Source organism: Streptomyces sp. TRM68367 (genome assembly GCF_014495685.1).
Taxonomy (GTDB): Bacteria; Actinomycetota; Actinomycetes; order Streptomycetales; family Streptomycetaceae; genus Streptomyces.
Genome location: NZ_JACTVI010000007.1, coordinates 1 through 21342, shown reverse-complemented (window position 1 = coordinate 21342; position 21342 = coordinate 1). Strand labels below are relative to the sequence as shown.

Sequence of the window (21342 nt, the reverse complement as noted above, 5' to 3'; positions counted from 1 at the left end):
TACCGAGATCCAGGGTGGTCATGCGATCCGTACACCATGAGGACCCCCAGCTTCGCTCCTGTACTGCTCAACGCCGGGGAGGGCCGGCCTGGTTCCCGCCCGGCGGGCGGCATCGATCGCTCAGGACGCGGCGCGTTCCTGGAGCAGGGCCGTGTTCGGCGGGGTTGGCGGTCAGCTCGAGCGCGAGCCGGTCCGCGGCACGGGCCTCGTCGGGGTGGCCCAGCGCGCGCCGGAGGCCGGCGCGCGTGGCGTGGAACAGGTAGTACCGGTCGAGCTCCGCGGCGAGGCCGTCCACCTCCGCCAGCGCGGCCCGCGGCCCCTGCGTGTTGCGGAGGGCGGCGGCCCGGTGCAGCCGGGTGACCGGGGGCAGGGCGAAGTGCAGCAGCATGTCTACGGCAGCACGATCTGCCCCAGTCGCCCGCGCCAGCAGGGCCGCGGCCGCCGCGATCGCCCCGTGGTATCCCACTGGGGTGAGATCGAACCCGCGATGCTGGGCGGCGGATGACCGGCGCCCCCCTACCGACCGCACCGAAGGCAGCCGCCGCACGGACCGCTTGTTCCAGCCGGACCTGGCCGAGTCGCTCAACGAGGCCTACGCCTGGGTGACACGGATCCAGGTCCAGCGGTTCGTGGGGATCCTGCGCAGGGAGGAGCACCGCGAGGCGATGGCCATGCGCGCCCTGCACGCCTTCGCGCTGCGTCACCCGGTCGAGGAACTGGTCGAGCTCGCCCGAGGGGCGGGACACGGTCATGCTGATGGCGACGGCGGCCCTGTCCCGGCCCGTGAAGGAGGCCGCCGAGCTGGCCTGGATGCGGCAGGACGCGGAGTCCGGCAGCGAGCGCGCCCCGATCACCGCGAGCATCGTGCACGACGTGGCCTGCCAGCGCACGGCGTTCGACGTGGCGGTGTTCGTGCGGGTGCTGACCAGGAGGGGCAGTCGGCGCTCGCGAAGCGCACCGTGAAGGTGGCCCACGATGTGCTCGAACAGCAGGTTCGGGGCGCCGAAGGCGGCGAAGTACGACACCACCACCGTGGCCAGGAGGCTCTCGGCGGTGGTGCCGCCCAGGAGGGCGCTCCCGCGGGATCTTCTCCTGGGCGACGACCGACTCCGGCTCGTCCTGGAAAGGGGTGCCGAGGGAGGCCAGGCGCTCCGCCACGACCACCCACGTCTGGCCGACACCCACTCTCCGCCGTACGGGCACGCGAGTTCCGCCGCTCCCTGCCCGTGCTCCTGGACGCCGTACAACAGTGATCCAGGAGATGTCAGACGGAGTGCTGCTCAGCCTTCGTCGTCCTCTTCTCCCTCGAAGAAGTCCCCGACCTCGTCGACGACTTCGGCCGCGACCATGCCGCCCGCGAGCCCGGCCGCTCCGGCCGCGATCGCGGTGCCCGTGCCGGGGCCGGAACGGTGGCCGCCCTGCTGATGCTCGTCGAACCCGGGCCCGTGGTGACCGTACGCGGCGTGCGCGCCGTATGCCGCTCGGTGTTCGATCAGTTGCCGGACCCAGCCGTCGACGACGGCGTTCCAGTCCTGGTGCCCGACGCCGTCGTGGGTGACGGTGAAGCGGGTCAGTGCGTCATGGCCGGACGAGAACGGGCCGCCGCGCTTGTCGGCCTCCAGGACCACCTCCAGCCCGCCCGGGCCGGCCAGGAAGGTCACCTCGATCTCGTTCACCTGGCGCGCGTACCCCGGCGACGGGGTGATCTCGATCTCCTGGTAGAAGGGCAGCTGCTGGCCGGTGCCGCCGATGCGCCCGTACTCCAGGTCGGCGGACCTGAAGCCGAACCCGAGCTGCCCGAACGCCTCGAGGATCGCCTCCTGTACGGGCAGCGGCGCGACGGTCAGCCGGTCGAGGTCGCCCTTGTCCTTCGCGCCGGCCACCGACAGCTCGGTGCGCACGCCCAGGACGATGCCCAGGCTCTGGCCGTACAGCTCGGTGATCGGCGTCTCCCACGGCAGCGTCACGCTGAACGGCACGCTGTGCGGCTCGCCTTCGCCGAGCCGGAAGCCGCCGCCGACGGTGAGCCGGTCGAAGGCGACGACGCCCTCGCTCTCGCCCCCCTCGTGCTCGGCCTCGGCCCGCGCCACCAGCTCCAGCGTGATGTGCTCGATGTCGAAGCCGGCTTTGCCGCCCTGGAGACGGACCTGGCCGTTGAGCGCGTCGCCGGGCCGGATCGGGCCCTGGTCGAGGGCCGTGTCGACCGTGGGGCCACCCACACCGAGCGAGCCGAGCAGTCGTTTGAACACCATCGTGGCGTCCGCTCCTTCACGTACGTGTGTCTGCGCGACGCGATCTAGCCGCGCACATGTTCTACAGGAACGTAGAAGCATAGTGGTGTGCGGGAAATACTTTTGCAGTGTGCGGCGCTTCGCGACCTCCTGGGCGTGGCGAGGTCCGTCAGGCCTCGGGTGTCCGGGGGCGGGCCTGTGTTCAGACATGGTGGCGGCCGGGCAGATGGAGCAGGCCGTCGCCGGGGTGGCCGGCCTCGGGTACGGCGCGGCCGATGGCGACGACATCGTCGTGGCGGCTCTCGGGGGGCCGCAGGTGCAGGCTCACGGGTACCAGGGCGATCAGCACCGCGGCTGCCGCCGCCCACGGCACCCGAGCCGGTCGTCGGCGGATGGCGCGGTCGATACCGGCTCCCAGCAGCAAGGCGAAGCCGAGGCAGTTGTAGCTGTACGGGATGAGCAAGCAGGGAGTGCTGGCGCCGTTGCTGGCGAAGGTGGACGCCGTGCGCCGTACTCCGCAGGCCGCGATCCTGTTCACCACCGCCATCGCCTTCGGGCTGGTCAGCTTCGTCTCGCTGAACCCCGACAGCCCGGTCGTGTCCCTGCTGGGCGGGACGACATCACTGCTGCTGCTCACGGTCTTCGCGGTCGTCAACGTGTCGGTGCTCGTGCTGCGCAGGGACAAGGTGACGGCCAAGCACTTCCGGGCCGGCCGCATCCTGCCAGTGGTGGGCGCGATCACCTGCCTCTACCTGGTCCTGCCCTGGTCCTCCGGGCGCCCCGCCATGCAGTACCGGATAGCCGGCGTCCCACTGGTGATCGGCATCGCCCTGTGGGGGTCACCGAGCTCGCCCACCGCAATGACGACGCGGAGAAGGCCACCTCGAGCTGAGGGAGAGGCCGATGCAGGAGGATCAGGTGAGTTCCCCACATCGTTGGTCGAAAGGCACCCCTTCATGAGCATCCCAGAATCCGGTCGGCGCGTCCTCGTCAGTGGCGCGTCGCGGGGCCTCGGCCGTGCGGTGGCGCAGGCGTTCGCGGCGGGCGGCGACTGGGTCGCCGTCCACTTCGGTACGCGCGCCGAGGAAGCGCGCGTCACCCTCGACTCCCTCGCCGGCACCGGCCACACCCTGGTCGGAGGCGACCTCGCGGACCCGGCGGGGGCGGCGGCCGTGGTGGACGCGGCGGCGGAGGCGCTCGGCGGGATCGACGTCCTGGTGAACAACGCCGCGGTGAACATCCGCCACCCCCTGGCGGAGACCTCGTACGAGGAGTGGGTGGCGGTCTGGCAGCAGCATGTGGCCGTGAACCTGCTCGCCACGGCGAACCTCAGCCATCTCGTGGCCCGGCGCCTGATCGACCAGGGCAGCGGCGGAAGGATCGTCAACGTCGGCTCCCGGGGCGCCTTCCGCGGCGAACCCGACCACCCGGCCTACGGGGCCACGAAGGCGGCGGTGCATGCCCTGGGCCAGTCGCTCGCGGTCTCGCTGGCACCGCACGGTATCGCCGTGGCCTCGGTCGCCCCCGGCTTCTTCGCCACAGAACGGGTCTCCGCGCGTCTCGAAGGCCCCGAGGGCGCCGCGATCCGTGCCCAGAGCCCCTTCGGCCGGGTTGCCACCGCGGAGGAGATCGCGGCGGCCGTCCTGTGGCTCGCCTCTCCCGCCGCCGAGTGGTCCTCGGGCACCATCCTCGACGTCAACGGCGCCTCGTACTTGCGCAGTTGATGGCAGACGCCGGCCGAGAGCGGCTTGTACGGAACCCACCCGGTCAGCAACGAGCAGGCCCGGGCAGCTGCGGCCCGCCTCGGACGCACTGTCGTGCCGCGTTGGCCGGGCGAACAGGCAGGCCCAGGCCCTTACGGGCTCCTCTCAGCCACCCGGTGTCCCGGTGGACGCGCCGCCGTGTTCGGCATCCCGCGCCGACGCCTGGTTCTGGTCGGTGTGATCAGCGTCAGGCCGGGCTCGGCGGCCGGTTGGAGGATGTCGTAGCGCAGGTCGAGCGAGCCCACGACCGGGTGCTGGAGACGCTTGGTGCCTCGGCCGTAGCGCGCACGTCGTGGCCGGCCCAGAGCCGGCGGAAGGTTTCCCTGCGGGTGGACAGGTCGCCGACGAGGTCGGTGAGAGTGCGGTCGTAGCCTGCAGTTCGCCGTCGACCAGCAGCCGTACCTCCAGGGTTACCTGGCCGTCGACGGCCTGTGGCTGTACCGCTTCAACGGCAACTACAGCGGCGGCGGGCAGCAGCCCGTCCGCACCAGCCCCGCGGCGGGCGGCACACGGTAGCGAGGCCGTCGGCGGCCTTCGGGCGGCCGGGCGACAGGACGTGCGCTCTCGGGTTATCCCCACCCACACAGGGGAGTTGGCCTGATGGCGGCCGGGCGCCCGGACCGGCGAGGCTGACCGGCATGGCCGATGACAGCAACGACACAGGTGCGGCCGGTCACCGTCGGCGGGTGGCCGGCCTGGCGGTCGCCCTCGGGTGCGCCACGCTGGTCACGCTCACCGGCGTCACCACCGGTGGCCCACGCCGGTGAGGACGCCGGGTCCGGCGGGCTGACCCGCGCCGAGCTGCGGCGCGAGGTGCGGACCGTCGCCACCCACACCTTCGACATGGCCGACGACGACAAACAGGACCGCACGGACGCCGCCCTGCTCACCCTCGTCGACAACGCCCGTCGTCGGATGGCGGCACCGCTTCGCGAATGGCCGCTCGGAGTCCGCCCGGTTCGTCGACCATCGTTCCGAGGACGTCGAAGACGACGGCGTCGATGTCGCGTGCCTCGGCCATCCGGTCTCCCCTTTGTGGTGGTCGGGCGCGAGATGGCGCCGCGCTGAGCGGGTACGCACGTTACCCCTAGAGCCGCTTAACCGGCAACATGCGCAGTCCGAGCGCACCACGGGACGGCCCGCCCAGGGCTCATCAACAAAAACCGAAAAACTCGGGCGGCGATGTCGAGAACGCGTGGCTGGCTCCGTCCCCGGGGTGAACGCGACCAGAATGGGTCGCACAGCACCGAGGAGAAAAACAATGGCCAAGTACCTGCTGCTCAAGCACTACCGCGGCGCTCCGGCGGCGGTCAACGACGTGCCCATGGACGAGTGGACGCCGGAGGAGATCTCGGCGCATGTGCAGTACATGAACGACTTCGCGGCCCGGCTGGAGAAGACAGGCGAGTTCGTCGACGGTCAGGCGCTCGCCCCCGAGGGAGCGTGGGTCCGCTACGACGGCGAGGGGCGGCCGCCGGTCACCGACGGCCCGTTCGCCGAGACCAAGGACCTCATCGCCGGCTGGATGGTGATCGACGTCGACAGCTACGAGCGCGCCCTCGAACTGGCCGGGGAATTGTCGGCCGCCCCCGGGGCCGGCGGGAAGCCGATCCACGAGTGGCTCGAGCTGCGCCCGTTCCTGGCCGCGCCGCCCACCATCACGGAGTGACCTCATCATTGAATGAGGCCCTGCTCAGGAGCCTCACGCCGAGCGTGCTCGCCATCCTCGTCCGCCGCGGAGCCGACTTCGCGGCGGCCGAGGACGCCGTACAGGACGCACTCGTCGAGGCGGTCCGCGTCTGGCCGGCCGACCCGCCGCGGGATGCGAAGGGCTGGCTGGTCACCGTTGGCTGGCGCAAGTTCCTCGACGCGACCCGCGCGGACACCGCCCGCCGCCGGCGTGAGGACCTCGTCGGCGAGGAGCCGGCGCCCGGGCCCGCGCCCACCGTGGACGACACGCTCCAGCTCTACTTCCTGTGCGCCCACCCGTCGCTGACGCCGTCGTCCGCCGTCGCGCTCACACTGCGCGCCGTCGGCGGACTCACCACCCGCCAGATCGCCCGGGCCTACCTGGTGCCCGAGGCGACCATGGCGCAGCGCATCAGCCGGGCCAAGCGCACCGTCTCCGGCGTGCGGTTCGACCAGCCCGGCGACGTGGCCACCGTGCTGCGCGTCCTCTACCTGGTCTTCAACGAGGGCTACTCCGGCGACGTCGACCTCGTTGCCGAGGCCATCCGGCTCACCCGGCAGCTCGCGGCCACGATCGACCACCCGGAGGTCGCGGGGCTGCTCGCCCTCATGCTGCTCCACCACGCCCGGCGCGCCACCCGGACCGCGCCCGACGGCAGCCTGGTGCCGCTCGCCGAGCAGGACCGCGGCCGCTGGGACACCGAGTCGATCGCCGAGGGCGTCGAGATCCTGCAGGCGGCCCTCGCCCGCGACCGCCTCGGCGAGTTCCAGGCCCAGGCCGCCGTCGCGGCACTCCACGCCGACGCGCCCACCGCCGAGGAGACCGACTGGGTGCAGATCGTCGAGTGGTACGACGAGCTCACGCGCCTGACCGACAGCCCGGTCGTCCGGCTCAACCGCGCCGTGGCCGTCGGCGAGGCCGACGGGCCGCGCGCCGGTCTGGCGGCGCTCGCGGCGCTGGACGACTCACTGCCCCGCCACGCCGCGGTGGCGGCGTACCTCCACGAGCGCGACGGCGACCTGGCGGCGGCGGCACGGCTGTACGCCGAGGCGGCCCACAAGGCCTCCAACCTCGCCGAACGCGACTACCTGACACGCCAGGCCGCCCGGCTCAACGACCGCCGACGGTAGATGTCGTACGTACCGCCGTCGCTGGTGACGGTGCCCTGAGTTTCAGTGATGGATCTCCGGGGCGGTATCGCCGAAATATTTCGGAGCCCTTCCGGATCACTTCGCGCGGCGTGCGGTGGGGCTGAGGTGTGCGACGAGTCCGGGGGATGCGACGCAGAGAGGGTGCTCGAAGGCTTCGGCAGCCGCCTCCTGGGCGGCGTCCGGATCTGTCCCCGGCCACAGGTGGGTGAGCGGGACGCGGGCCGCAGTCCGCGCACGCGTACGCGGGCGTCGCTCGCCGGTCGTAGGGCCGTCTCAGCTTTCGGCAGGGGTGAGCACCACGAAGTCCGCGTTCCACGGGTCGAGGCAGACCGCCAGCCGGCCGACGCCCTCCGCGTCCTCCGGCCCCATCTGCACGCTGCCGCCGTTCCCGGTGACCGCGGCGACCGCCGCGTCGCAGTCGGTGACGGCGAAGACCGGGTGCCAGTACGGCCGCCCGTTCGTCAGGGCGAGGTTCTCCTTGGGCAGCTCCATCACGCCGCCGTGCATGCGCTCCTCGGGCAGCCCGGCGGGTGTGATGAGGCTGTACGTGCCCCCGCCGCCCGGCAGCTCCATGTCGCTGAACTGCCAGCCGAAGACATCGCCGTAGAACTCCTTCGCGGCCCTGGCGTCGCTCGTGAACAGCTCGGTCCACGACAGCGAACCCGGCTGGTCCACCAGCTCGGCGCCCTTGTTCGTCCCCGGCTGCCAGACCGCGAACTGACCCCCCAGCGGGTCGCTGTACTGGGCCATTCGGCCCCAGTCGTCGAGATCTCTCGGTGGCACCCGCACCGTGCCGCCCCCGCTCTGCACCGCCCGGGTGGTGGCGTCCGCGTCGGTGACGCAGTAGTAGATCATCCAGGCGGGCCGCGCTCCCTCCTCGGTGAGCTTGCCGAGTCCGGCGACGACCCTGCCGTCCTTCCGGAACATCCCGCCTTCCATGTCCTCTCCTTCGCCCATCGACTCGTACTCCCAGCCGAGCACCGCGCCGTAGAAGGCCGCGGTGGCCCGGACGTCGGGCGCGCCGAGGTCGAGCCAGCAAGGTGAGCCGGGGGCGAAGTCAGTGGTGATCATGCCGGTTCCCTTTCGCAGATCCTGGATACCCCCAGCGTGACACCGACCACTGACAATCGCCCGTCGACCGATCACCGGACGCGCCCGGGGCTTCTCCGAAGCCACCACCTTCGGCAAGTTCTTCACCCGCCGCGACGCGCTGGAGGGCGCCGCCGCTCATCCGGCCGGGCAGCGTGGCCAGGTCGGTGATCTCGAAGCCGGAGACGGGAGCGGCCGGAGGGCTGAAGCCGGACCCCGGGATCAGGCCGCCACTCGCAGGGCTGTTGTCCTGAGCGGACATGATGACCTCACCCGGCGATGTCCGATTTCGACCAGGGAGGGTCCCCAGCGTATCTCGTCCGTGCGCCCACCAGGGGCGAGGGTGGAAGGGCCCTGGACGGCCGGACGGAGGCCGAGTACGCGCTGGCCTGCGCCGACGAGGCCGTCGCGTACGCCAAGGGGCACTGGGCAAGCCGATCGATCGGCTGATCACCACCCACGCCCACCGGACCACTTCCACGGCGCCGCACGCTTCGGCACAGCCGTGCACGCACTGCCCGCCGTACGCGACCAGACCGCGGCCCAGGGCGATGGCCAGGACTCTTCGGAGCCGCCGGAAAGGCGGGCTCCCGCGTCGTCACAAAGGCAGCAGCCCGCGGCCACGAGGTCACCGCCGTCGGCGGCCCCGACGCGCGTCTCTACACGGTCGCCGTGGCCACGGTCGCCGCGGGCCGTCCGTGCCCTGGGCCCAAAGGGCCCCGCGCATCCTCCACAGGGGCGGCGGCGCGAGCCTCCTGAACGGGGGACGGCCTGCGCTTCTTCGACGCCCCCGGCTTCCCGGCGGAGTTCAAGCCGTACGCCATCGGCCGGATCCGGGCACTCGACGCCTGGTGCGCCCTCGCCGACGCCGATGGCCAGGCCCGCATCACCTGCGAGGACTACGTCTTCGCCCTCGTCGACGAGATCGAGTTCCCCCGGTACCTCAACCGCCGCTGCACCGTCGGCTACTGACCGGCGTAGTCGTCAACTGCCGCTGAAGTCAGCAGATTGCCCCAGCCCGTAGCGTGTAGTGTCCCGTTGTGTGCTGGCTGAGCGACGACACCAACTCATCCTGCAGGCCCTGCGTTCCGGCGGCACCGCCTCCGTGACCGGCCTGGCCGAGCGGCTTCACGCCAGTGCGGCGACCATCCGCCGTGACCTTCTCAAGCTGGAGGCGGACGGGCTGCTCACCCGGGTCCATGGCGGAGCGGTTGTCGAGGAGGAGCAGCCGCCCTTCGACGAGGCCGCCGAGGTTCAGGTGGCAGGGAAGGACGCCATTGCCGCCCAAGCGGCCACAATGATCGAGGACGGCCAGTCGGTCATTCTCGACAGCGGCACAACGGTCCACCGGCTGGCACTTCAACTGCACGGTCGCCGACTCACCGTGATCACCAACAACCTCGCTGTGTATGACGAACTCAACGGTGACGAAAGCATCGACCTGATGCTGCTCGGAGGCATGGTCATCCGTGAGTCACGCATGCTGGACGGTTTCATGGCCGAGGACAACCTTCGCCAAGTTCACGCCGACTGGCTGTTCATGGGTGCTTGCGGCCTGCGCCCCGGGGGCCAGGTCATGGACACCACCGTGGCCGAGGTGCCCGCTCGGCGCGCCATGATCGCCGCCAGCGACAAGGTAGTGCTCCTGGCCGACAAGATCAAGTTCCCCGGAACCGGCATGGTCAAGATCTGCGGCCCCGAGGAGCTGGACGCACTCATCACCAACGCATCGGAAGACGACGCGACCTGCTTGGCTCTGCGCGAGGCCGGTGTGAGGGTGATACCGACAGTGGCGCGGCCCGTTGGCACACACCGGCCGAACTGACGCGAGAGCTGGTATTGCGAGACGCCCTCCATATCGTTGGAAGTCAGAATCAGGCTTTGAGTCTGTGGACGGCATTCCGGTGGACTCATGCCATGGCGGTGCTGAACCGTTCCTGATACGGACCGCCCAGGCGGTACCGGACCGGGCGGAGATCCGGCGGTTCCATCTGGCCGGGCACTCCATGGGCGGCCTGACCGCGCTGCTGCTCGGCCACCAGCAGCCCGACCGCGTCCTCAGTTTTGTCGACATCGAGGGCAACGTGGCCCCGGAGGACTGCTTTCTGAGCCGGCAGATCGTTACGCACCCACGGACGACCCCGAATGCTTCGCGGCCGACTTCACCGAACGGGTGCGCCGCTCCCCGCAGTTCGCCGGCGCCCTGTACGCGGCGAGCCTGAGAAAACTCGCCGCGAACGGCGTCGAGTTGGCCGAGGTCCCGCACAGCGGTCACTGGCCGATGTACTCCAACCCCGTCGCTGTGTGGGGCGGATCGCCGACTTCCACGCCCGCGCCCAGCGCTGAGGAAGCTGGTGCGCTTCCTCCTGTCACTCGACGGCTCCGGACCGGGGCCCCGGCTCTCGTGCAGCCGCCGGCGGATCGCCGTCCCGGTCGCCTCGCGCGGATGGCATCATGCCCAGATGATCGACGATCTACCCGCTGGCCTGAGGGCCCGGCACCTTGCCGTCGAAGACCATCTCCGAGTGCTCGCCGTACTGGACACGTGGTGGGGTGGCCTCAAAGGGGAGGCAGGGGCGACGGAACGTGCGCTGCTTCTGCCCCGGCTGTACTTCCAGCACTTCACCACCACCAGTTTTCTGGTCGAACGTGGCAGTGGAGAGGTCGCCGCCTTCCTGGTCGGCTTTCTGTCGCAGACAGAGCCCGAAACCGCCTATGTGCACTTCGTGGGCGTCGACCCGGCGCTGCACGGGCAGGGCATCGGGCGTGCCCTGTACCGGGCCTTCTTCGCCCTCGCCCGGTCACACGGGCGCCGACACGTGCACTGCATCACCAGCCCCCAGAACACTGCGTCGCAAGCGTTTCACGCTCGGCTCGGCTTCGCGGCCTCAGCCGTGAAGCCGGACTACGACGGCCCCGGATTCGATCGGGTGGCGTTCACCATCGACCTTGCCGCGGACCCGGTGGCCATCCCCTAGCAAGGTCCAGTGCCAGTTGCTGATCTTGACGTCGTGCGGCGCGGGCTCGCCCCTGCCGGTTTCGACCAGCTTCCGGTCGGGTCCCCAGGCGGGGCAGGAAGTGATCCGAGCCGGTGACGTGCTCGCGGTACGCCTCCTCGAGTACGGCTGCATCCCGGCCCTTTTCCCCGAGCCCCGACTCGGTGAAGTGCACCAGCGTGCCCGCACCGGACGGAACCAGCTCGAAGGTCACCAGGAGCGAGTTGGCCGGCGTCGCGACCTCACCCTCGTCGTACCTCCACCGGAAGGAGGGCAGCCTGGCGGGCCGGCCCGCCAGGCTGCTGCCCGCGTCGTGTGGTCAACTGCTGACCGCGCGACCACCGTTTCGGCGCTTGACGTACAAGCGGTTGCCCTCCAGGCCGGTCCATTCCAGCTGCACGACACCGGGCACGGCGGCGTCGGTGATGCGTTCGGGGACGGACCAGTAGCCGGCGGCCGGGTTGAGGAAGAACGTCGCCCACGGGCGGCCGTGGTGGTCCACGAAGAAGTTGTTGTGGCCGGCGCCGACGCCCGCAGTCCATCGCTCGGAGTACGGCCCCTCGAAGGTGTCCGAAACGGCGACGACCGCGTCGTACTGGTACTGCTGGCGACCCTCGTCGTAGGCGTACCGCGTGGTGCCGTCGAGATTCGTCTTCCAGTCCCAGGCGGCCTGGACGACGTAGTACTTGCCCTCGTACCTGAACACGTAGGCGCCTTCGAGGTACGGCTCGGGTGAGTACGGTTTCTGCCGGAACTTCGGGAGATTGGTGGTCGGGACGATGTCCTCCATGTCGTCCCGGAACCTGGCGTACAGGTTGTTGTGCAGCACGAGCCACGCATCCTGGCCCTCGGAGTAGAGGCCGCCGTCGATGTGGAAGTAGGCGCGGTTCATGCCTCGGCCGGCCTCCCCCGGTGGTCGGCGCCGGCGGTCGCGTCGCTCGACGCCTCCGTGCCGGGCACGGTAACAGAGGCCGCCGCCGGTCACGATGCGGTGGTCTCCGCCGTCTCCCGCCCCGCGACGGCTCCGACCGGCGGCCCCGCTGCTGGCGACGTACCGCTCACCGATCGAGTGGCTGCGCACGGCGGGCGTACGCCGCCGGGTGGTCGTCGGCGGCGTCGGCAGCCTGCGGACCACGTCGGGTGTGGACCGGGTCGACACCCCGGACGTCGCCGAGATCTGCCGAGTCGCTCGCCCAGCGCGAGGTGCTGCGGCGCCTCTTCCGTGCCGAGGTCGCCGATCTCGACTGGACCTACGTCTCCCCGGCCGGCGAGATCGCCCCCGGCGAGGTGGAGAAGAGCGCGCCGAAACGCCGCCGCATCACCGTGGCGTACTGACGGTTCGCGTCCGGACGACGCGATGGAATCCGTTGGTCGCCGACGCGGGCGGCGGTGTGCCGGCACAGCGCCGATGCCGGACCGCAAATCACTGGCGAACTCGTTACCTCACGGACGACGATGGAGCGTGTGACTGACCAACCCACACGATGGAGCCGGGCAACGGTCTACCCCGACATGTGGGCTGACCCGGACGACGACCCCCGCAACCGCGACGGAGCCAGTCCGGGCGGCGAACTCGACACACTTCGGGACTTCCTGACGGACTACCGCACGACCTTGCGGATGAAGTGCGAGGGCCTTGCCGCGGAGCAGATGGCCCGTCGGTCCGTTCCACCGTCGACCATGTCGCTGCTCGGCCTGCTCCGGCACCTCGCCGAGGTGGAACGGGACTGGCAGAACTGGATCAGCGACGGCGATCCGCTGCCGAAGCTGTACGGCAAGCGTGACGCGGACTTCGACGGAGCCGTCGCCGACCAGGCCGTGGTCGACGCCGCGTATTCCGCTCTGGCACGCGAACAGGCAGCGACCGACGCCGCGCTGGCCGAGCACCCGGAGCTGAGCGAGCGTCTGGGGGAGGACAGGATCGCGGTTCGGGAGCTCATGGTCCACATGATCGAGGAGTACGCCCGTCACTGCGGGCACGCCGACCTGTTGCGCGAGTGCATCGACGGAAGAGTGGGCCAGTGACGAGCGCCGGGGTCACGTCGGCCCGCCTGGAATCGGCGGCAACCAGCGAAGCGTCACAGGGCTGAGGAGCCACCGGACGGCCCCTCTCCTGAGTTCCGGGACGCCCGCGCAGCCCACGTCGATGTCGAGGCGGCGCCCCGGGTCGGCAAACTTTCAAGAAACCTTGCCTGGCACCTCATGGGCGCCTATTGTTTGGCTTCAAATGAGTCGCAGACTGGAGGAGGCTCGGTGCCCGCCCGCCATCCGCCCGCCACCGCCGACCAACTGACCCGACGTCCCCGAGACCGCCAAGAGCGGCTGGCCCGACGCCGATGACCGCATCGACCCGGGCACGCTCGCGGTCTCCGGCGGCATGCCGCGCGCGGCCTACCTCCTCGCCGAGGTCTCCGACCCCGCCGCCGGAGGCACCCCGCTGCGCTTCGACCCGCGCTCGATGCTGCGCGCGCAGAGCGACCGCCTGGCCGCGCGCGGACTGCACCCCGTCGTTGCGCCCGTCACCGCCAACCGGGACTACGACAACCGACTCGCCTACGCCCGCATCCCGCCCGAGCGCGGACCCGGCGCCCGCATCGAGATCGGGATCGGCGACCAGCGTGCAACCCCTGGCTGTCCGTCGCGGCCCTGCTCGCCGCCGGACTCGACGGCATCGAACGCGAGCTCACGCCCCTGCCGCCCATCACCGGCGACCACGGCGGCGTGGGCGCGCCGCTGCCCGCCTCGCTCGGCGCAGCCCTGAGGTCCCTCGAAGGGGGCAAGGTGCTCGCCGAGGCGCTGGGCGAGCGCTTTGCCGAAGTCTTCGCCGCGCTCAGCGCCAAGAGCTGGCCTGGTTCGAACGGGCCGTCGCCGACTGGGAGTTCCACGAGTACTCGTGGATGCTCTGAGCCGCCTCGACGAACCCGTGAGCCGCCTCGACGACCCTGTGTACGAAAGAGGGACCATGACGACTGTTCCCCGCATGCAACTGGTGCTGAGCGAGAACTGGACCATGACCGGCGGCCGGGCCGACCTGCCCGCGGTGGTGCGCTGGGCGCGCGAGGCCGAGGACGCCGGGTTCGACTCCGTCATGATCAGCGAGCACATTGTCCTCGGCCCGGACGCGGGCGCGAACGGCGTGATGGGCAACCCCCGCGACTACGCCCTGCCGGGCAACCAGGACCCCTACACCCCCTGGCCGAACTCCCTGCTCCTGCTGAGCGCCGCCGCGGCGGTCACCGAGCGGATCCGCCTCGCCGCCTCCGCCGTGATCGCCCCGCTGCGCCACCCACTCCTGCTCGCCCGCGAACTCGGCACCCTCGACCTCCTCTCCGAGGGGCGCCTGACGGTGCTCCCCAACGTCAGCTGGAGCCGCGACGAGTACGCGGCGCTCGGGGTGCCGTTCGCCCGGCGCGGCAGGCTGCTGGACGAGCACCTGGAGATCTGGGCCAAGTTGTGGGGCCCGTCCCCGGTGTCCCACAAAGGCGAGCACTACTCCTTCGAGAACGTCTACTTCGAGCCGAAGGCGTACCGCCCCGACGGACCGCGCCTGTGCTTCGGCGGCGCCGGCATGCACGACGCCATGGTCCGCCGGATCGTCCGCCACGGCCACGCCTTCAACCCCCTCGGCCGCCCGGCACCCGAGGAGCTGTGCAAGCTCGCCGACGCGATGAGCACCGCCGGACGGGACATCGCCGACCTGGAGCTGATCGGCGGCACCCGCGCGGTCTTCCCCGACGACACCTCGTGCGCCGACCTCGGCCAGGCACTGGCGTCCATTCCCGAGCAGATGGCGCAGGGCTTCACCACGTTCTGCGTCAAGCCCTCGCAGTTCATCGACGATCCCGACGGCGTCGGAGTCTTCTGCCGCGAGGTCGTACGGCGCGTATCCGCACTGGTCTGACAGGCCACCGAACAAGGGCAGAACCGAAGGGAAGAACTCACGTGCGCGCCCTCGTCATACGCCACGACCACGCCTCCTCGCCCGGCCCCATCGGCAGCCGTCTCGCGGAGCACGGCTACGACCTCGACGAGCGGACGGTGGTCCCGGCCGAGCGGCACCACGACCCCGCCGTGGACTTCACTTTCCCCGCCCCCTACGCCTACGACCTGATCCTGATACTGGGCGCTCCCTGGTCCATCTACGACAAGACCGCGACCGGCCCCTGGATCGAAGGCGAACTGGACCTTCTGCGCCGCGCCCACGCCACGGACATTCCCATCCTCGGCATCTGCTTCGGAGGGCAGGCCCTGGCGACGGCCCTCGGCGGAACCGTCGAACGCGCCCCGCGCCCCGAGATCGGCTGGATGACCATCGAACCCGAGGCCGCGGATTCGGTCCCCGAAGGGCCGTGGTTCCAGTGGCACTTCGACCGGTTCACCGTCCCACCCGGAGCTGTGGAACTGGCCCGCAGCGCGGTCGGCCCTCAGGCGTTCCGCGCCGGGCGGGCCCTCGGCGTGCAGTTCCACCCCGAGATCACCGAGGAGACCCTCCGGCAATGGCTCGTGCTCGGAGGCAGAACCCAGGCCGAGCAACACGGCGTAGCCCCGGACCGCCTGATAGCCGACACCCGAGCGTCGCGCGAGGACTCCCGGCAGCGGGCATACGACCTGGTCGACAGGTTCCTCCGCCGCGTGGCCCACGCATCCGCCCCCGGCATGCTCTGACCTTGCTGCGGACCCGGCACTGGCCCTGGGCCGTTCACCCCGATCCTGAGTAGCCTGGCGTTCCCGGGCCGCCTGTACGTCCGAGAGGATGCCGCCGTTGACGGGTGCGTGGGCGCAGGAGCTGCTGCTGGGCGGGGTCGTGCTGTTGGGTGCCTGTGTGCAGTGGCTCACCGGGATGGGTTTTGCCCTCGTCGCCGTTCCCGCGCTGGTGCTGCTCCTTGGGCCGGCTGAAGGCGTCGTGCTCGCCAACTGTGCTGCCGGAGTCATCAGTGTCGTCGGGCTCGCCGTCGGATGGCGGAGGGTGCGGCTGAAGGCCATGGTGCCGTTGTGCACGGCGGCCGTGTGCACCGTGCCGGCCGGGACGTGGATGGCGCGGCGGCTGCCCGAGCCCGTGCTGATGGCTTGTATGGGGGTGCTCGTGACCGTGGCCGTCGTGCTGGTGATGCGCGGCACGCGCGTTGCCGCCCTGCGGGACGGCGCGGGTGCGGTCACCGCTGGTGCTGTCGGCGGATTCATGAACTCCGCGGCGGGCGTGGGCGGGCCGCCCGTGTCTCTGTATGCCGTCAACGCGGAGTGGACCGTCGTGGAGTTCGTGCCCAACGCACAGTTCTACGGGGTCGTCGTCAACGCCGTCTCTGTGGCGTCCAACGGGATACCGAGGCTCAGCGCTACCGTCTGGGGCCTCGCCGTCGGCGCGATGGCCGCGGGCGCCCTGACCGGCAGGAAACTCGCCGGACACGTCCCCGAGAAACGAGCGCGTCTCCTCGTACTCCTGCTTGCCCTGGCCGGAGGTGTGATCACCCTCGGAAAGGGGCTGTGGGGGTTGTGAGCGAGCCGATGCCACCGGCGTCTCATCTCTCCTCTGGAAAAGGCCCAGGTGGCTTCGGCTGGGGCGGGCACAGTGCAAGGACCCCTTAAGAGAGCAGGACGTCGAGGTTGCGCGGTGCGCGGAACTCCCAGCCGCGGAAGACGGGCGGGTGCTCGGGGTCGAGGCGCAGGTTCGGGAACGCCTCCAGCAGGCCGCGGAGCGCCAGGCGCAGTTGGTGGCGGGCGAAGGCGTGGCCCGTGCAGAAATGGCGGCCGAAGCCGAACGCGGCATGGTGGTTGCGGCCCGCGCGGAAGACGTTGAACGTGTCGGGAGCGTCGAACAGTTCCTCGTCGCGGGAGGCCGACGACACCACGGCGGCGACCGGGGCTCCAGCAGGCAGGGTGACGCCCGCCAACTCCACCTCCCGGGCGGTCTGGCGGGTCTGTGTGCCGATCGGGGCCACCCAGCGCAGTCCCTCCTCGACGGCCCTGGGAACCATCTCGTCCAGATCGGCCCGCACGGCGGCGGCCTGGCCGGGGGAGGCGAGCAGGCCGGCCACGACCGTGCCGCCGCCGTGGCCGGGTTCCTGCATGCCACCCAGCAGGATCACCTTGAAGCTCGGCATGACGAACTCCCGTGCGCGGCACCGGCCCGGCGGCATGGCCGTGTGCAGCATGTGCGAGACCGTGCTGTCGTCCGGGGCGGTGGCGAGCCGCGTCATCAGAGCCCCGACATGCTGGTCGATCTCCCGCGCGGCGCCGTCGGACCGGGCCTGCTTGCGCGGGTCCTTCTCGAAGTTGGTGGCACCGTCGGACAGGCGGGAGAACCAGGAGCGGAGGGTGTCGGCAGGCAGATCGCCCAGGCCCAGGACGCGGCCCAGGCTGAGCACCGAGATGGGTTCGAAGTACTCGGTCATCAACTCGGCCCGGTCCCTGCCGCGCAGGGCGGCGATCCGTTCCTCGACCAGGGGACCCACCAGGTCGTCGATGTAGGAGGCGACCGCGCGGGGGCGGTACTTGGCGTCCAGGCTCCTGCGGAGTTCCATGTGGACGTCGCCGTCGACCGTGAGGATCGTGGGACTGCCGAAGGAGTGGTCGAGCGGGGAGTCGTCCAGTGCGGCTGTGAACGACTCGGTGTCCGTGGCCACCCGCTCGACGTCCCGCCACCGGGTGACGAACCACAGACCGACGGCGGGCACCCAGGCCACCGGCGCCTCCCGGCGCAGCCTGGCATAGACCGGGTAAGGGTCGCGGTCGAGGTCCTCGACGGTCAGTGCGGCGGCGTACTCCCGAACGTCTTCCACTGCGGCTCCCCTCGAAGGACCGAAGTCGTTCGGGCACAAACAGTACGACCGGTGTCGTCTCCTTGCAAGGACGAGGTGGGCCGGGACGCGCAGCCGACGCCGAGTTGGGTGAGCAACAGTCGCTGAGTTCCCAGCCTCGTCCCGTACTGGCGGGCGCCGCGGAAGATTTCAAGTCCAGTGAGACGTTTGTGATGCTATGAGATCTGTGGTGTGGGTTCCCTGCGGTTGGCGGGGTCGTTGATCCACGCTTGCCGGGGTGTTTCGGGTGGTGTGGGGCGGCGGCCGAAGCGTTCGGGGTGGCTGGTGTAGGCCGCGGCGAGGTGACGGCGCGCTGGTCGCGGACCTCTTCGGCGGTGCCGAAGTGGACACTCGCAGGTGTGTGCCAGCCGATACCCGAGTGCCGGTGCTCATGGTTGTAGTACGACGTGAACGCGTCGAACCACTCGCGTGCGTGCGCCAGGGAATCGAATCGTTCGGGTAGTCGGACATGTACTTGGTGGTCTTGAACTGGGCCTCGCTGTAGGGGGCGTCGTCGGAGACCTTCGGCCGGGAATGACTGCGGGTGACACCGAGGTCGATCAGCAGCTGGGAGACCTTCTTGGACGTCATGGAGGTGCCCCGGTCGGCGTGGACGGCCTCGGGCACGATGCCGTTGCATTCGATGCTCTCGCGGATCAACTCCTCGGCACGCTCGCGGATTCGGCACGCTCCACGGTGTGCCCGACGATGTAACGGCTGAAGATGTCGATGACGACGTAGGCGTGGTACCAGATGCCTTGGCCGGTCCGGCGAGCTTGGTGATATCCCAAGACCTGCAAGGGGGCGATGGCCACCAGTTCGGGCACCGCCTTGGCCGGGTGGGTGGCCTGACGACGCCGCTCGCCGGACTGCCCGTGCTCGCGCAGGACCCGGTACATCGTGGAGACCGAGCAGTGATAGCGGCCGGCGTCCAGCTCACGGGCCCAGATCTGCGCCGACGGCAGCTCTGCGTACTCGGCACTGTTCATCAACTCCAGTACCACGGCACGCTCTTGGCCCGTCAGAGCCGAGGGCTGCGCCTGGACGCGGGAGCGGGCTGCGCGGGGTTGCCGGGGGCTTGAGCCGACGGTAGTGGGTGGCCCTGGAGCGGCCGGTCAGCCGGCACGCGGCCGTGATGCCCAGCCGGCCCTCGACACCGGTGGAACGCGGTGTCGAGGACCGGGTCGGCCGCGTGCCTCAGTCCGCGCTCTCGGAGATCATTTCCAAGAGCGCAGAGGCTTTTCCCATCACTTCGAGTGCGGCCTTGTTCCGGGCCAGGTCCTTTTGCAGCCGCTCCACCTGCTGGCGCAGCTTCTCGTTCTCCACTTCCGCGGCGGACTTCTTCGTGCGGGCCGGGCTGGTCCGGCGGTCGACCAGGCTTTCCAGGGCCCCGGCATCCCGGGCGGCCCGCCACTCCTTGACGTGCGAGTGGTAGAGCCGTTCCCGGCGCAAGACCGCGCCCTTCTCGTTCCTGGGGGCGGCGTCCTACTCGGCGACGATCCAGCGTGACTGAGGGGCTTTCACCGGGAACCCACGGCATCTTCTGCAGGCGTGCTCGGAAGGGCGGTGGGTTCCGCGTCGCTGTTATTGGTGGGCGGAGGAGGTACTCATCGACGTTAAGCGATCGCGCGGTCACCCGGTTCGACAGGGCTTCTCCGCACCGACGCAAAACCCTTGGGAGGTCTGGCAGATGACGCCGTAGTCTCCCCGGATGACTACCGTTTCTGTTGAAGATCTCGCGCGCGCGTCCGAAGTCGTCGGCGACCTGATCGCCGAGGTCCCCGCCGAGCAGTGGAAGGCGCCGACGCCGTGCACGGAATGGAACGTGCGCGAGGTGGTCAACCACCTGGTCGGCATGGACCTGGTGTTCGCAGCCATGATCGAGGATGGCCCGATGCCCGAGCGCGGAGCAGACCGCCTCGGTGACGACCCGGTCGGAGCCTACCGGTCCTCCAGCGCCTCGCTGCAGGCCGCTTTCTCCCGTCCCGGGGTACTCGAGCGGAGTTATCGCGGACCCTTGGGGAGTGCCACGGGCGCCGAGCGCTTGCACATCCGCCTGTACGATCTGCTCGCTCACGGATGGGACCTCGCCCAGGCCACCGGAATCCCTGCCCGGCTGCCCGAAGACCTTGCCGAGCAGGCCCTGGCGTTCGTTCAGGTCCAGCTCTCCACTCAGTCCCGAACGGGACGATTCGCCGAGCCGCAACCCGTCGAGGAGACCGCTCCGGCCATCGATCGGCTCGCCGCGTTTCTCGGCCGGCCGGTCCCACCGCAGCTGTGAGGCCGATCGCGGGCAACTGACCGCCCCCGAGCGCCTGATTGGCAGGATGCTCATTCGTTCCCGGCGGCCCGCTCGATCTGGTCCTCCAGCAGGCTCTGAGCGATGGTCGCGTAGCGTCTCGCGGTGGTGTGGGGGAGGTTGAAGACCAGGGCGAGGTGCAACGGGTCGGCGCCGATCGTCAGAGCTTCGTGCAGTACCCGGTCGCCGCGGATGCGTTCGAGGTAGACGCCCTGGTGCAGCAGGTGTCGCTTGAGGTATTCGGCGCTGACTGGCCCGGTCCCCAGGACGGTCTTCGCGTTGATGAGCACGTGCCGGTTCGGAGTCTTGGGCCAGGTGGTGCCGGCGTTGGTCGAGCCAGGCCAGCAGGGTCCGGTGGGGCAGTTCGCCGAGTCGTTGGGCGTGTCCTGCGATGGTGATCCGGCGGTTGGGCAGGTCGAGGTCGTCCAGGGTGAGGCGTCGGACGGCGGTGGCGCGGGCGGCGTGGACGGCGGCCAGGGCGACGATCAGCCGTTGTGCCGGGGTGACGGTGATCTGCTGGGCGGCGAGCACCTCGGCGTCGGTCATCGGCAGGAGGCTCCGCTCGATTTTCTCGGCTTCGAGGCGGGTGGTGGGGTTGGCGAAGATCAGCCCGCGCTTCTTGGCGAAGCGGAACAGTGAGCGCAGTGCGGCGATCGCGTTGCGACGCCGCCATCCGCACAACCGGTCCAGGGCCGTAGTCACGTCGGCGACGGTGATCTCTCGCAGGTGCCCACGGGTGGTCGCCCAGATCTCCAGCAGGGGCTTCACGCATCCGAAGTAGACGTAGACACAGGTGTGGGACCGGGGTCTGGTGCGGCTGTCACCGTCGAGCAGGACCAGCAGCCAGGCCCGGACGTCGGCGGCGAAGCCGGCGGGCAGTTCGCTGGTGCGGCGGTCGATCCAGGCGCGGATCGCCAGGGTGCTGTCATCGTCGAGAAGATCCAGATTGGCGAGGACCTCGGCGACCCGGTGGCTGGAAGCCTGTCGCGGTATTGGCGTACGGACTTCGGTGAGCTTCACGGGCTTGCCGGGCGGGCGGCCCTCCAGCACCGCCATCAGGCCGTCCATCGCGCACCGGATAAGCGATGGTGACCAGCCGTTGGCGTCGCCGAGCTGCTTGGCGTGGGCCGCGGCCGACCGCAGCGCGGGGTCGTCCGAGCTGAGGGCAGGGTTTTGCCAGCGGAGTGGAGGCGGGATACCGGCCTCGCGGCGGTAGTAGGAGGCCAGACCTCGGCAATTGTGGGGTCTTCGAAGTTGAGCGGTGCGCCTCGTCTCACGCACTGACGTGGTGTCACGGTGTGTGACTGACTCCGGGAGTGATCGCCTCCT

25 protein-coding genes and 5 pseudogenes are annotated in these 21342 nt (G+C 70.4%); 18 read left to right on the top strand and 12 right to left on the bottom strand.

The window, feature by feature from the left end; genetic code table 11:
- Positions 1-67 precede the first annotated feature (67 nt).
- Complete coding sequence (locus H8R17_RS07230; RefSeq protein WP_187822306.1) at positions 68-466, bottom strand: hypothetical protein; 399 nt, start codon at positions 464-466, stop codon at positions 68-70.
- 290 nt (positions 467-756) lie between these two features.
- Between H8R17_RS07230 and H8R17_RS07225 the strand changes: the two genes are divergently transcribed.
- Positions 757-963 carry a hypothetical protein gene (locus H8R17_RS07225; protein ID WP_187822305.1) on the top strand — a complete coding sequence of 69 codons (207 nt, stop codon included), beginning with the start codon at positions 757-759 and terminating at the stop codon, positions 961-963.
- 317 nt (positions 964-1280) lie between these two features.
- On the opposite strand, the gene H8R17_RS07220 is transcribed toward H8R17_RS07225, so the two are convergent.
- Complete coding sequence (locus H8R17_RS07220) at positions 1281-2252, bottom strand: sporulation protein (RefSeq protein ID WP_187822304.1); 972 nt, start codon at positions 2250-2252, stop codon at positions 1281-1283.
- A gap of 181 nt (positions 2253-2433) precedes the next feature.
- Positions 2434-2694 carry a hypothetical protein gene (locus tag H8R17_RS07215; RefSeq protein WP_187822303.1) on the bottom strand — a complete coding sequence of 87 codons (261 nt, stop codon included), beginning with the start codon at positions 2692-2694 and terminating at the stop codon, positions 2434-2436.
- On the opposite strand from H8R17_RS07215, the pseudogene H8R17_RS49100 reads away from it, so the two are divergent.
- Together H8R17_RS49100 and H8R17_RS45595 are read left to right on the top strand one after the other, a co-directional pair.
- A pseudogene (locus H8R17_RS49100) lies at positions 2687-2920 on the top strand (amino acid permease); the annotation flags it as partial. The gene H8R17_RS07215 and the pseudogene H8R17_RS49100 sit on opposite strands and share 8 nt — an antisense overlap.
- Before the next feature lie 267 nt (positions 2921-3187).
- Positions 3188-3955 (top strand): SDR family NAD(P)-dependent oxidoreductase, encoded by a 768-nt coding sequence (locus H8R17_RS45595; protein ID WP_223124772.1) that lies wholly within the window; start codon positions 3188-3190, stop codon positions 3953-3955.
- A gap of 226 nt (positions 3956-4181) precedes the next feature.
- On the opposite strand, the gene H8R17_RS46440 is transcribed toward H8R17_RS45595, so the two are convergent.
- Positions 4182-4331 (bottom strand): hypothetical protein, encoded by a 150-nt coding sequence (locus H8R17_RS46440; RefSeq protein ID WP_262505094.1) that lies wholly within the window; start codon positions 4329-4331, stop codon positions 4182-4184.
- A 301-nt stretch (positions 4332-4632) separates the two neighbouring features.
- On the opposite strand from H8R17_RS46440, the gene H8R17_RS46435 reads away from it, so the two are divergent.
- Positions 4633-4761 (top strand): hypothetical protein, encoded by a 129-nt coding sequence (locus H8R17_RS46435; protein ID WP_262505082.1) that lies wholly within the window; start codon positions 4633-4635, stop codon positions 4759-4761.
- A 140-nt stretch (positions 4762-4901) separates the two neighbouring features.
- On the opposite strand, the pseudogene H8R17_RS07200 reads toward H8R17_RS46435, so the two are convergent.
- Positions 4902-5015 (bottom strand): annotated as a pseudogene (locus H8R17_RS07200) (haloacid dehalogenase type II); the annotation flags it as partial.
- Positions 5016-5255: 240 nt separating this feature from the next.
- On the opposite strand from H8R17_RS07200, the gene H8R17_RS07195 reads away from it, so the two are divergent.
- Positions 5256-5663 carry a YciI family protein gene (locus H8R17_RS07195; protein ID WP_187822301.1) on the top strand — a complete coding sequence of 136 codons (408 nt, stop codon included), beginning with the start codon at positions 5256-5258 and terminating at the stop codon, positions 5661-5663.
- A gap of 8 nt (positions 5664-5671) precedes the next feature.
- Complete coding sequence (locus tag H8R17_RS07190; RefSeq protein WP_187822439.1) at positions 5672-6814, top strand: RNA polymerase sigma factor; 1143 nt, start codon at positions 5672-5674, stop codon at positions 6812-6814.
- A 294-nt stretch (positions 6815-7108) separates the two neighbouring features.
- Here H8R17_RS07190 and H8R17_RS07185 read toward each other — a convergent pair whose 3' ends face one another.
- Positions 7109-7906: a VOC family protein gene (locus H8R17_RS07185; protein WP_187822300.1), complete on the bottom strand. Its 798-nt coding sequence runs from the start codon at positions 7904-7906 to the stop codon at positions 7109-7111.
- A 297-nt stretch (positions 7907-8203) separates the two neighbouring features.
- Between H8R17_RS07185 and H8R17_RS07180 the strand changes: the two genes are divergently transcribed.
- From H8R17_RS07180 to H8R17_RS07170, 4 genes are all read left to right on the top strand, one after another.
- A complete protein-coding gene (locus tag H8R17_RS07180; protein ID WP_187822299.1) occupies positions 8204-8374 on the top strand; it encodes a hypothetical protein in 171 nt (56 codons plus the stop codon).
- A gap of 592 nt (positions 8375-8966) precedes the next feature.
- Positions 8967-9749 (top strand): DeoR/GlpR family DNA-binding transcription regulator, encoded by a 783-nt coding sequence (locus H8R17_RS07175; protein WP_187822298.1) that lies wholly within the window; start codon positions 8967-8969, stop codon positions 9747-9749.
- 181 nt (positions 9750-9930) lie between these two features.
- On the top strand, positions 9931-10146 hold the full coding sequence (locus H8R17_RS49095) for a hypothetical protein (RefSeq protein ID WP_399476426.1): 216 nt from the start codon (positions 9931-9933) through the stop codon (positions 10144-10146).
- Positions 10147-10386: 240 nt separating this feature from the next.
- Entirely contained in the window at positions 10387-10902 is a 516-nt protein-coding gene (locus H8R17_RS07170; RefSeq protein WP_187822297.1) for an N-acetyltransferase, read from the top strand.
- A 337-nt stretch (positions 10903-11239) separates the two neighbouring features.
- On the opposite strand, the pseudogene H8R17_RS07165 reads toward H8R17_RS07170, so the two are convergent.
- Positions 11240-11803, bottom strand: a pseudogene (locus tag H8R17_RS07165) (hypothetical protein); the annotation flags it as partial.
- Between the two features lie 257 nt (positions 11804-12060).
- Here H8R17_RS07165 and H8R17_RS07160 point away from each other — a divergent pair.
- From H8R17_RS07160 to H8R17_RS07135, 6 genes and pseudogenes are all read left to right on the top strand, one after another.
- Positions 12061-12255, top strand: a complete 195-nt coding sequence (locus tag H8R17_RS07160) for a hypothetical protein (protein ID WP_187822296.1) — start codon at positions 12061-12063, stop codon at positions 12253-12255.
- A gap of 120 nt (positions 12256-12375) precedes the next feature.
- A complete protein-coding gene (locus tag H8R17_RS07155; RefSeq protein ID WP_187822295.1) occupies positions 12376-12945 on the top strand; it encodes a DinB family protein in 570 nt (189 codons plus the stop codon).
- Between the two features lie 606 nt (positions 12946-13551).
- Positions 13552-13704, top strand: a pseudogene (locus H8R17_RS49090) (glutamine synthetase); the annotation flags it as partial.
- A gap of 178 nt (positions 13705-13882) precedes the next feature.
- Positions 13883-14821 (top strand): TIGR03619 family F420-dependent LLM class oxidoreductase, encoded by a 939-nt coding sequence (locus H8R17_RS07145; protein WP_187822294.1) that lies wholly within the window; start codon positions 13883-13885, stop codon positions 14819-14821.
- Positions 14822-14862: 41 nt separating this feature from the next.
- Positions 14863-15585, top strand: coding sequence for a type 1 glutamine amidotransferase (locus tag H8R17_RS07140; RefSeq protein WP_187822293.1), 723 nt, complete (start codon positions 14863-14865; stop codon positions 15583-15585).
- Positions 15586-15673: 88 nt separating this feature from the next.
- On the top strand, positions 15674-16414 hold the full coding sequence (locus H8R17_RS07135) for a sulfite exporter TauE/SafE family protein (protein ID WP_187822292.1): 741 nt from the start codon (positions 15674-15676) through the stop codon (positions 16412-16414).
- Positions 16415-16499: 85 nt separating this feature from the next.
- On the opposite strand, the gene H8R17_RS48575 is transcribed toward H8R17_RS07135, so the two are convergent.
- The 4 genes and pseudogenes from H8R17_RS48575 to H8R17_RS07115 form a co-directional block, all read right to left on the bottom strand.
- Entirely contained in the window at positions 16500-17696 is a 1197-nt protein-coding gene (locus tag H8R17_RS48575) for a cytochrome P450 (RefSeq protein WP_187822291.1), read from the bottom strand.
- Between the two features lie 421 nt (positions 17697-18117).
- Positions 18118-18354, bottom strand: a pseudogene (locus H8R17_RS49085) (hypothetical protein); the annotation flags it as partial.
- 16 nt (positions 18355-18370) lie between these two features.
- Positions 18371-18703, bottom strand: coding sequence for a hypothetical protein (locus H8R17_RS07120; RefSeq protein WP_187822289.1), 333 nt, complete (start codon positions 18701-18703; stop codon positions 18371-18373).
- A 208-nt stretch (positions 18704-18911) separates the two neighbouring features.
- Positions 18912-19166 (bottom strand): hypothetical protein, encoded by a 255-nt coding sequence (locus tag H8R17_RS07115; RefSeq protein ID WP_187822288.1) that lies wholly within the window; start codon positions 19164-19166, stop codon positions 18912-18914.
- Between the two features lie 259 nt (positions 19167-19425).
- Between H8R17_RS07115 and H8R17_RS07110 the strand changes: the two genes are divergently transcribed.
- Complete coding sequence (locus H8R17_RS07110; protein WP_187822287.1) at positions 19426-19995, top strand: TIGR03086 family metal-binding protein; 570 nt, start codon at positions 19426-19428, stop codon at positions 19993-19995.
- Positions 19996-20045: 50 nt separating this feature from the next.
- On the opposite strand, the gene H8R17_RS45585 is transcribed toward H8R17_RS07110, so the two are convergent.
- On the bottom strand, positions 20046-20303 hold the full coding sequence (locus H8R17_RS45585) for a hypothetical protein (protein ID WP_223124763.1): 258 nt from the start codon (positions 20301-20303) through the stop codon (positions 20046-20048).
- Positions 20304-20367: 64 nt separating this feature from the next.
- On the opposite strand from H8R17_RS45585, the gene H8R17_RS45580 reads away from it, so the two are divergent.
- On the top strand, positions 20368-20652 hold the full coding sequence (locus tag H8R17_RS45580) for a hypothetical protein (protein ID WP_223124762.1): 285 nt from the start codon (positions 20368-20370) through the stop codon (positions 20650-20652).
- Positions 20653-21342: the final 690 nt, after the last annotated feature.

Coding starts and splice junctions, on each gene's coding strand:
- H8R17_RS07225 (WP_187822305.1), top strand. CDS start 757: ATGGCGACGGCGGCCCTGTCCCGGCCCGTGAAGGAGGCCGCCGAGCTG.
- H8R17_RS07220 (WP_187822304.1), bottom strand. CDS start 2,252: ATGGTGTTCAAACGACTGCTCGGCTCGCTCGGTGTGGGTGGCCCCACG.
- H8R17_RS45595 (WP_223124772.1), top strand. CDS start 3,188: ATGAGCATCCCAGAATCCGGTCGGCGCGTCCTCGTCAGTGGCGCGTCG.
- H8R17_RS46435 (WP_262505082.1), top strand. CDS start 4,633: ATGGCCGATGACAGCAACGACACAGGTGCGGCCGGTCACCGTCGGCGG.
- H8R17_RS07195 (WP_187822301.1), top strand. CDS start 5,256: ATGGCCAAGTACCTGCTGCTCAAGCACTACCGCGGCGCTCCGGCGGCG.
- H8R17_RS07185 (WP_187822300.1), bottom strand. CDS start 7,906: ATGATCACCACTGACTTCGCCCCCGGCTCACCTTGCTGGCTCGACCTC.
- H8R17_RS07180 (WP_187822299.1), top strand. CDS start 8,204: ATGTCCGATTTCGACCAGGGAGGGTCCCCAGCGTATCTCGTCCGTGCG.
- H8R17_RS49095 (WP_399476426.1), top strand. CDS start 9,931: ATGGGCGGCCTGACCGCGCTGCTGCTCGGCCACCAGCAGCCCGACCGC.
- H8R17_RS07170 (WP_187822297.1), top strand. CDS start 10,387: ATGATCGACGATCTACCCGCTGGCCTGAGGGCCCGGCACCTTGCCGTC.
- H8R17_RS07155 (WP_187822295.1), top strand. CDS start 12,376: ATGGAGCGTGTGACTGACCAACCCACACGATGGAGCCGGGCAACGGTC.
- H8R17_RS07145 (WP_187822294.1), top strand. CDS start 13,883: ATGACGACTGTTCCCCGCATGCAACTGGTGCTGAGCGAGAACTGGACC.
- H8R17_RS07135 (WP_187822292.1), top strand. CDS start 15,674: ATGCCGCCGTTGACGGGTGCGTGGGCGCAGGAGCTGCTGCTGGGCGGG.
- H8R17_RS07120 (WP_187822289.1), bottom strand. CDS start 18,703: ATGAACAGTGCCGAGTACGCAGAGCTGCCGTCGGCGCAGATCTGGGCC.
- H8R17_RS07110 (WP_187822287.1), top strand. CDS start 19,426: ATGACTACCGTTTCTGTTGAAGATCTCGCGCGCGCGTCCGAAGTCGTC.